Raw genomic sequence first — 9,463 nt, 5'->3', positions numbered from 1 at the left:
CCTTGCATGCATAAATTTACAAAAAAGTGCTCTTTTCAATGTTTCCTTTTTGTTATATTTGAAGGAGTTGTGCAACAAGCACCTCGGTTTGAAAGCAATGGAAAAATATGTGGTTCAATCACCTTTATCTTTCGCAAGAAATTCAGTAGTAACTGAAAATTTACGTTTCCGAAGTTTGCCACTGCTTCAAGCCGAATAACGTTATCGCTCAGTGTAAAAAGCCGACCCGCAAATGGCACATTTGGTTTTTTCCGACACTCAAGCCAACGCTCAAAAAACCAAAAGAGCCATTTTTTTGCCAACGCACAGACGAACAAACCGACAGACAAATAGATAATTATTCAAACATTTTATATCTTGAAAAACGAGATATTAAAAAATATAAACTAAATTTGTGACTTGACATCTTTAGACAACAATGAACAGAATTAAAGAAGTACTTGAAGAAAAAGGAATTAAGCAAACTTGGTTAGCCGAACAGCTAGGCAAAAGCTACAATATGGTAAACGGTTATGTGCAAAATCGACAACAACCAAGACTTGAAGTGCTGTATGAAATAGCGAACATTCTTAATATTGATGTAAAAGAACTTTTAAAAACTAACGAAGAAGTATACAAGTGCAAGTAGTTATCGACATATTAGAAAACGAGTTAATCGAGAAGTACCCTGACATTCTCGGAATACTACTGCGTGACCAAACCACTCAAAAAAATATTTTTTGGGCAACAGACAACTACAAGAACCTCGGAGAATCATACAGATTTAGTTCAGAAATATCTCCTGAACTAATCACAGGAGAAAAAGGCAATGTAATAATGCCTAGAGTTCACAAGGACAAAATTTTGCAATTATCACGTTCCAAAGAAATGGCAGAAGTTTTCACACCTTCTTGGATATGCAACGCACAAAATAATTTGGTTGACAATTCTTGGTTTGGAAAAGATGGTGTTTTCAATAAAGAAATCTTGTTGAAAAATGGAACTAAATCTTGGGAAACAACAAAAGAAAAAATAGTTTTTCCAAAAGGCAAAACTTGGCAAGACTATGTTCGTGATACACGACTAGAAATTTCTTGCGGAGAAGCACCGTATCTTGTTAGCAGATATGACACAACAACAGGAGAATTTATTAAGATTGAAAATAGAGTAGGTCTTTTAGATAGAAAATTAAGAATAGTTAATGAAAATACAGATTTAATTAATGAATGGCTTAAAGCTGCTGAAATCGCATATAAAAATACTTATGGATTTGAATGGCAAGGAGATAGTTTGCTTTTAGCTCGTGAAGCTTTACTTATAACATTTATTGAAAACTTCATATATAAATTTGAAACAGAGCCATCTATTGAATCTATACAAAATATTGCACAAATTATTTCTTGGAATATCTGGCAAATGGACGGACTTAAAGCTGTTGTTCCAAACAGTTGTAAAGATGAAATTATAGAAATTTCAGATTTTTTTGAAACTAAAACAGAAATAAAGAAATGCAAAGGCTGTGAAACTCAAAACATCAAATTTCATAATGGTATTTATTGCAACATTATGGATTGGGAGGAAAAAGATAAAGAAACAGATAAAACAGGTAAAATAATAAGGTTCATTGACCTGTTAAAGAAATAAATATGGCAGAAGTAAACAATATAAATGTAGATGTACTCAATAATATTATAATTGGAAGAGTTGAACCTCAAATCTATGCTTTTACAACCGAAACAATACCGAATTATCTAAAAGTTGGCGACACCTATCGACCAATTGAAATGAGGTTGAATGAATGGCGTAAACACTTTCCTAACCTTGAAAAGAAATTTGGAAATGTTGCAAAAGTTGATGACGAAACTTTTTTCAGAGATTATGCAGTTCATTTTTTTCTCGAAAGTGAATTAAAAAGAAGTCGATTAAAGCCTAACGCTTTAAAAGGAATCCCATATTACTCAAATGAGTTTTTTGAAAACGCAACAGAAGCAGACTTACAAGAAGCCATAGAGGATATAAAAAGTGGACATCAAAAAAACGAATCAAAATATCAGTATTATCGTTTTGACGAAAGTCATATTCCCATTACTCATACCTACACAAGAACTGAAGAATATCCACTACGACCTAATCAACAAAAGACAGTAGACAATTTTCGGGAAGCCATAAAAAAAGGCAGAACAAATTTGCTGATGTATGCAGTTATGCGTTTTGGCAAATCATTCACCTCAATGTGTTGTGCTGTTGAAATGGGGGCTAAACTGGTGGTTGTAGTTTCTGCAAAAGCTGATGTAAAAGAAGAATGGAAAAAAACGGTTGAAAGTCATATTAAATTTGATGGCTATTGTTTTTTAGATAGTACTTCTCTCCTAACAAGCGATACGATTATTGCCGAAAAGCAAAAGGCAAAAGAAAAAATCGTTTTATTTCTGACCTTACAAGACTTGCAAGGTGATGAAATCAAATCAAAACACAAAGAAGTATTTGAAAATCAAATTGACTTATTGTTAATTGATGAAACACATTTTGGAGCGAGAGCAACCGAGTACGGAAAAGTCCTAAAAGAGGAAAATTTAAGTACCAAAGAAATAAAAAGTGAATTAAAACTAAATGACAATACTTTAGACGATTTAGAAATTACCAATAAAGTTTTTAATGCGAAAATTCGCATTCATCTTTCTGGAACTCCTTATCGTATTTTGATGAATAGCGAGTTTACAAATGACGACATCATAGCATTTTATCAATTCACAAACATTGCAGAAGACCAAGAAAAATGGGATTTAGAAAATCTAAACAAAGACGAAATCAAAGAATGGGATAATCCTTATTATGGTTTTCCTCAAATGATTCGTTTTGCTTTTAATCCAAATGAATCATCCAGAAAGAAAATGGAAGAAATGAAAAAGAATGGTGTAACCTATGCTTTTTCAGAACTTTTTAGACCGCAATCAATAACCATAGACAAGGAAAATAAACTACATAAAAAATTCAAGTACGAAAAGGAAATTCTTGACTTGCTAAAAGTTATAGACGGCTCAGAAGATGATGCCAATTTATTGAGTTTCTTAGATTACGATAAAATAAAAGAGGGCAAAATGTGTCGTCATATCGTTTGTGTTTTGCCTTACAGAGCATCTTGTGACGCATTGGAGGAATTAATCAAGAACAATAAGTTTAAACATCTTAGTAATTACGAAATCATAAATATCTCTGGAGTTGAGAACGAAAAAACCTTCAAAGACACACAAGCAGTTCAAACTAAAATCAAAAAATGTGAAAGTGAGAATGTAAAAACAATCACTTTTACAGTAAATAGAATGCTTACTGGTAGCACTGTTCCTGAATGGGATACTATGCTTTACCTAAAAGACACGGCTTCACCACAAGAATACGACCAGGCAATTTTTCGTTTACAAAATCAGTTCATAAAAATTTTCAAAGAGCCGAATGGTGATGTGGTCAAATTCAATATGAAACCACAAACTTTGTTGGTGGACTTTAACCCTAATAGAATGTTCCAAATGCAGGAACATAAATCACAGATTTACAATGTAAATACGGAATCGAACGGAAACAGCAAGTTAGAGGACAGAATCCGAAAAGAACTTGAAATATCTCCGATTGTAGTTTTAAACAATAATAAAATTGTTCAAATACAGCCAGCAGATATTTTGGATGCTGTTCGTCAATATTCAAGCAGTAGAAGTGTATTTGATGAAGCTACAACTATTTCCATTGATTATTCTTTATTGGATATTGAAGCAATCAAAGCTGAAATTGAAAGACAAGGAAAAATTGGTTCTCGCCAAGGCATTGAAATTAAACCTTCAGAAGGCGAAGGAGATGAACTTGATATAGATGATTCTGCTGAAAATGAAGATGATGAAAATGAAGAAAATGCAAAATCCAAATCAAAAGATGATGAAGCTGTAAATGACTACAAAGGTCAGTTTGCAATGTATTATGCAAGAATTTTATTCTTTGCATTTTTGACAGATTCAAGAGTTAAATCACTGCAAGAAATCATTATTCACATCAAGGATAATGCTGATAATTTGCGAATAGCTTCAAATTTAAGTCTTGAAACCACAATACTTGATTTGTTTCAAAATCACATCAACCCATTTATTTTAAGCGAATTAGATTATAAAATTCAGAACATTAATTCATTAGCCAACGATTCCGCAATTTCACCAATAAAAAGAGCGAGCAATGCAATGAAAAAGTTTGGTCGTCTTTCTGAATGGGAGGTGGTAACACCTGAAAATATAACAGAAATGATGATTAATTCTTTGTCTGAAAAATCTATTTCAGATTCAACATTTCTATTGGACATTGCTTCTAAACAGGGGGAATTTGTTTATGCCGTGTTTAAAAAATTCGGTAAGAAAACGGCAAGTAAATTTTATTCAATACCAACTTCAAAACTTACTTATGAGTTCACTCGAAAAGTGTACAGACTGCTCGAATTAGATGTAAACCTAATTGAACATAATTATACATCCTTAGATTTAATCAAAGAAAATGATTTGATAAAAGATGAAACCATTAATATAAACAACAAGCTTATGAAGTTCAATGTAATTGTAGGCAATCCGCCTTATCAAGATAGAAGAGAAGGAACAAGCGATAATCCAATTTATCATCTTTTTATGGATATGGCTTATCAGTTAAGTGAAAAAGTTGTGCTTGTAACCCCTGGTAGATTTCTTTTCAATGCAGGTAAAACGCCAAGTCAATGGAATAGGAAGATGTTAGATGACAAACACTTAAAAGTACAATCTTATTTCAGTAAAAGCAGTGATGCATTTCCTGAGGTTAACTTAATGGGCGGAATAACAATTACCTTAAGAGACAAAAAACAAAACTTTGAAAAAATTGGTGTTTTTTCAAAGTTTAAAGAAATTAATTCTATTCTACTGAATGTAATTAAAGCTACAGACTTTGAGTCAATAGACAGCAAAATACATACTCAGAATAAATTTGATTTAGAATCACTTTATAGAGACTATCCAACTTATAAAAATATTATCGGCAGTGATGGCAGAGAGAAACGATTAACAACTTCAATTTTTGACCAATTGTCAATATTCACCGAAGAACCCAAAAGCAAAAATGATATTTGTGTTTTTGGTTTAATTAAAAACAATAGAACTTATCGTTTTATCCCAGCTAAATATATTGAAGAACACAAAAATACAAATAAGTTCAAGGTATTACTTCCCAAAAGTAATGGTTCAGGAGCTTTAGGAGAGGTTGTACCGACTGCCTTAATTGGCGAACCTGTAATTGGAAAGGTAGGAACTGGATATACTCAGTCATTCATAAGTATCGGAGCATTTAATACAATTAAAGAAGCCGAATCCTGTTTGAAGTATATTAAGACAAAATTTGTTCGTTCAATGCTAGGAGTATTGAAAGTAACCCAAGACAATAATAAAGATGTATGGAAATATGTCCCGCTTCAAGACTTTTCAAAAAACTCGAAAATAGATTGGACAAAATCAATTTCTGAAATTGACCAACAATTATATGCAAAATATAAATTGCATCAAGATGAGATCGAGTTTATTGAAAAAATGATAAAACCAATGGCAGAATAATAAATTATAAGCAAGTATGAAATATTCAAATTTTCCAAGAGGTTCAGAGTGGCGTAAATGGGATTTACATATTCACACTCCATTTTCAATACTGAACAATGGTTTCGGTAACGATTGGGATATTTACGTTCAAAAAATGTTTAAAAAAGCAATTGAACACGATATTTGGGGAATTGGAATAACTGACTATTTCAGTATAGATGGTTACAAAAAGATTAGAACTGAATATTTGGAAAATTCTGTGAAAATGGAACAACTATTCAGTGGAGAAGAAATTGAAAGAATAAACAAAATTCTTCTTTTACCGAACATAGAATTTAGATTAGATAAACTAGTAAATGATAACAGGGTAAATTTTCACGTAATCTTTTCAGATAAAGTAAGCATCAGTGATATAGAAGAAAATTTTTTACACGAAATTGATTTTGTTTATGAAGGCAACCCCCAAAGTACAGACGAAAAGTGGAAATTAAAAATAAATAATTTACAAAGGCTTGGTGAAAAATTAAGACAAGAGCATTCAAAGTTCAAAGATAATTCGGATATGTATGTAGGTATGATGAATGCCGTTGTATCTGATAGCCAAATCTGCACAATATTAAATGATAAACCTACTCTATTTGAATCCAAATACTTAATCGCTTTACCAACTGACGAGGATTTAAGTAAAGTGAGTTGGAATTCTCAAGGTCATCAAACGAGAAAAGTATTGATACAAAAATCAGATTGCTTTTTTTGTGCTAATCCAAAAACCATTAATTGGGGGCTTGGCAGTACTTATGATGAAAAGTCAGAGTTTATCAAAGAATTTAAATCTCTAAAACCTTGTATTTGGGGTTCTGACGCACATAGTTTTGATGAACTATTTGAAAAAAACATAGATAGACCATTATGGATTAAAGCAGACTTAACATTCAATGGACTCTACCAAATTAAGTTTGAACCAGCAGAACGTGTTGTCATACAGCCTACAAAGCCAGAGGAAAAAAGACCTTATTTTCTAATTGATAATGTTAGTTTTTTAGATAGTCGCACTTTCCCAAAATTCAGTTCAGAAGAAATATTGGTTAATCAAAACCTCACTGCAATAATTGGGGGCAAATCCACAGGTAAATCTTTATTGCTGTATCATATTGCAAAAGCAATAGATCCACAGCAAGTTAGTGAAAAGATTAATCAATTGGATAACCCAAATTTAATCTATGACTTTGAAAAGGATTCTGATTTTGATTTTAAAGTTAAATGGAAAGATGATGGAGAAAACAAACTCCAAGATAATAATGAAACATCAAGCAAACGACAAATTACATATATCCCTCAACATTATCTATCAAGTTTATCAAAAAAGAAAAATCTTGATGATAAAAAGAGTTTGAACAATTTCATAAGAGAAACTTTATTATCGGATGAGGATAGCAGAAAGCAGGAAGAGAAAACAAAGGAAACTTCACACGAAAAACTGAAATTTATATCATCATTAATCAATGATTTCTTTGGCTATTTTGATGACATTTCATCTCAAAGACAAAATTTAAAAGAGAAAGGTGATAAATCAGGTATTCTCAAATACATTGAACAACTCAAAGCAGAAATTGAAAGTTTACGTAAGCAATCAACGCTTTCTGAAGAACAATCCAAAGTTTTGCAAGAGTTAACTAATGAGGAAGAAAAACTCCAAAAAGAACTCTCAGGTATAGTATCGGATATTGAATCTGTAAATGGATTCAAAAACAAATCTAATGACTTAGTTCAAAGGTTCAAATCAATTAAAGAAGAACATCAAAATTATTTAAATACTGATTTTGTTACAGCTGAGTTTAATAAAGCTTTTGAGTTTGTTAATGGGATTGAAAAATCATTCATTGAAGGCATTGATTCACTAACCAAACCAGATGGTGTAATTCTTAAAAGAATTGAAGAAATAAAGGCGAAAATATCTGATATAAAATTAAAGCTCGAACCTCTCTTATCAAACATAAAACAACAAGAAATTTTACAAACAAAAATCAAGCAATTAAAGGAAGAAGAAGAAAAAATTCGTCAAATTGAAATTCAAGAAAAACTACTGAACGAAAAACAGAAATCTTTAAAAACGTCTTTTGATAAAATTTTCGTTGAGTATGAGCAGATATATACTTCGTATAAATCATACCAAGAAGCATTATTGAAAGCAAAGGAAGAACTTAAAGAAGTTCAAATCAATGTTAAGTTAGCGTTTAATAACGAAAAGTTTTCTGAACAAGTAAAATCTCATATACAAAAAGTAGATTTAAGAAAGCAATACGATTCTTTAAAGAATAATGAAAATGAGTTTTTCTATGAATTTCAAAACTTTGAACATTATATCTCAACCTTAAAGGACATTCTAAAAAATGTAATCAATGGCAAATTAAAAACTTACAAGAGCATTTCAGCAAAGGAAATATTTAGTGTATTAATTGAAGACTTTTTCTTCTTGGACTTCTTTGTCTCATACAAAAATGATTCACTAGAAAAAATGTCTCCCGGAAAAAGGAACTTGGTTCTGTTAAAAATAATCATTGAGAAAAATAATCAACAATGGCCAATTTTAATTGACCAACCTGAGGACGATTTAGATAACCGTTCTGTTTATAATGACCTTGTTAGTTTTTTAAAAGAGAAAAAGAAGCAAAGACAAATTATTATTGTAACTCATAATCCTAATGCTGTGGTTGGTGCAGATGCCGAAGAAGTTATTGTTGCAAATCAAAGTGGACAAGATACAGACAGAACTAATGAAGTATATGACTTTGAATATGTAACAGGTTCACTAGAACACTCGATCAAAAAAGGCGATTCACAAAGGATTATTCTTCAAAGTATGGGTATTCGAGAACACGTTTGTGATATTCTTGAAGGTGGAGAAGATGCATTTAAGAAACGAGAAGAAAAATATGGATTTTAAACTTTGAATGATATAAACAAAATGCCAACCCTTCACAGCCACACACATTGCCAAGCCGCACAAGCCAACGCTACAACCAAAGCTTGGCAAAGAGTGTGTCTGTCCAACCGCACAACCAAAACGACCGACAAACCAACGGACGAAAAAGAACACCGAAGCGATAACAGGCGTTTGGCAAAAAAGCGGGTTCAGTGCTTAAATGAAGCTTTGTACTTTGTATCAAGTTCAGTACTGGCAGATAGTTTAGTGCTTCGAAATCCGCTTCTTCGCCAAGCGCCAAACCGTTGTGCGTAATTCTACCGCGTTACTTGAAAATTATAACTTTAATTCAAAATTTGAAATAAAAAAATAAATCAATAAAATTGTATTTTTTAAAACATATAAAAAGAAATGAAGACAGCTATTTTAAACAAAAATGATTTAAACATAGACATAAAAGAGCAAGTTTCTGAATTATTCTGTCAATTAAGTCCAAACAAAGTTCAGTTAGATCTTGAAGAAATATTGAATGAGAAAAACCAAATTACAGTTGCTTATTGTGAGGATAATAATAAAATAATTGGAATTGCATTAATGTGTACTTACAAAGTTATATCTGGAAACAAGGGTTGGATTGAAGATGTAGTTGTAGACTCAGCTTCACGTGGAAAAGGAATAGGAAGAAAACTAATAAACTTATTAGTTGAAGTAGGTGAAGAAAAACAACTTTCTGAAATACTTCTTTTTACCGAAGACCATAGATTGGCTGCAATAAATTTATATTCAAGCGTTGGTTTTAAACTTAAAGACAGTAAAATATATTGTAAAAAAAAATAACAAGAACTACGCACAACAGCTAGGGGTTCGTTGGGCTTGAAAAGCCAACAATGAACCCCGTGTTGAACAGAACCGATTACATGCCGTCAACACTTATGGAGTTATCGATAAGTTGTTTGAGTAAATTACAAGAGGA

At 31.7% G+C, this 9,463-nt stretch carries 7 protein-coding genes; all 7 read left to right on the top strand.

The genetic code is table 11. The features are described 5' to 3' along the window. The coding region (locus ACIQ2X_RS10305; protein WP_396178845.1) for a hypothetical protein at positions 1 to 199 on the top strand (199 nt) is incomplete at its 5' end. Between the two features lie 219 nt (positions 200 to 418). Further along, positions 419 to 628, top strand: a complete 210-nt coding sequence (locus tag ACIQ2X_RS10300) for a helix-turn-helix domain-containing protein (protein WP_072885721.1) — start codon at positions 419 to 421, stop codon at positions 626 to 628. Continuing rightward, positions 619 to 1,623 (top strand): restriction endonuclease subunit M, encoded by a 1,005-nt coding sequence (locus ACIQ2X_RS10295; RefSeq protein WP_396178844.1) that lies wholly within the window; start codon positions 619 to 621, stop codon positions 1,621 to 1,623. The genes ACIQ2X_RS10300 and ACIQ2X_RS10295 overlap by 10 nt, the downstream gene beginning before the upstream one ends. Positions 1,624 to 1,625: 2 nt before the next feature. Continuing rightward, complete coding sequence (locus ACIQ2X_RS10290) at positions 1,626 to 5,585, top strand: Eco57I restriction-modification methylase domain-containing protein (RefSeq protein WP_396178843.1); 3,960 nt, start codon at positions 1,626 to 1,628, stop codon at positions 5,583 to 5,585. A gap of 16 nt (positions 5,586 to 5,601) precedes the next feature. After that, the gene (locus tag ACIQ2X_RS10285; protein WP_396178842.1) at positions 5,602 to 8,511 is read left to right on the top strand and encodes a TrlF family AAA-like ATPase; all 2,910 of its coding nucleotides are present in this window, start codon (positions 5,602 to 5,604) and stop codon (positions 8,509 to 8,511) included. Between the two features lie 21 nt (positions 8,512 to 8,532). Then, a complete protein-coding gene (locus ACIQ2X_RS10280; RefSeq protein WP_396178841.1) occupies positions 8,533 to 8,805 on the top strand; it encodes a hypothetical protein in 273 nt (90 codons plus the stop codon). A 96-nt stretch (positions 8,806 to 8,901) separates the two neighbouring features. Continuing rightward, positions 8,902 to 9,327, top strand: coding sequence for a GNAT family N-acetyltransferase (locus ACIQ2X_RS10275; protein WP_396178840.1), 426 nt, complete (start codon positions 8,902 to 8,904; stop codon positions 9,325 to 9,327). Positions 9,328 to 9,463 lie beyond the last annotated feature (136 nt).

This window comes from Flavobacterium sp., from assembly GCF_044368625.1.
Lineage (GTDB): Bacteria > Bacteroidota > Bacteroidia > Flavobacteriales > Flavobacteriaceae > Flavobacterium.
The sequence above is the reverse complement of the archived record's forward strand: the minus strand, read 5'-3'. Positions and strand labels throughout refer to the sequence as shown.

Coding starts and splice junctions, on each gene's coding strand:
- ACIQ2X_RS10300 (WP_072885721.1), top strand. CDS start 419: ATGAACAGAATTAAAGAAGTACTTGAAGAAAAAGGAATTAAGCAAACT.
- ACIQ2X_RS10275 (WP_396178840.1), top strand. CDS start 8,902: ATGAAGACAGCTATTTTAAACAAAAATGATTTAAACATAGACATAAAA.
- ACIQ2X_RS10280 (WP_396178841.1), top strand. CDS start 8,533: ATGCCAACCCTTCACAGCCACACACATTGCCAAGCCGCACAAGCCAAC.
- ACIQ2X_RS10285 (WP_396178842.1), top strand. CDS start 5,602: ATGAAATATTCAAATTTTCCAAGAGGTTCAGAGTGGCGTAAATGGGAT.
- ACIQ2X_RS10290 (WP_396178843.1), top strand. CDS start 1,626: ATGGCAGAAGTAAACAATATAAATGTAGATGTACTCAATAATATTATA.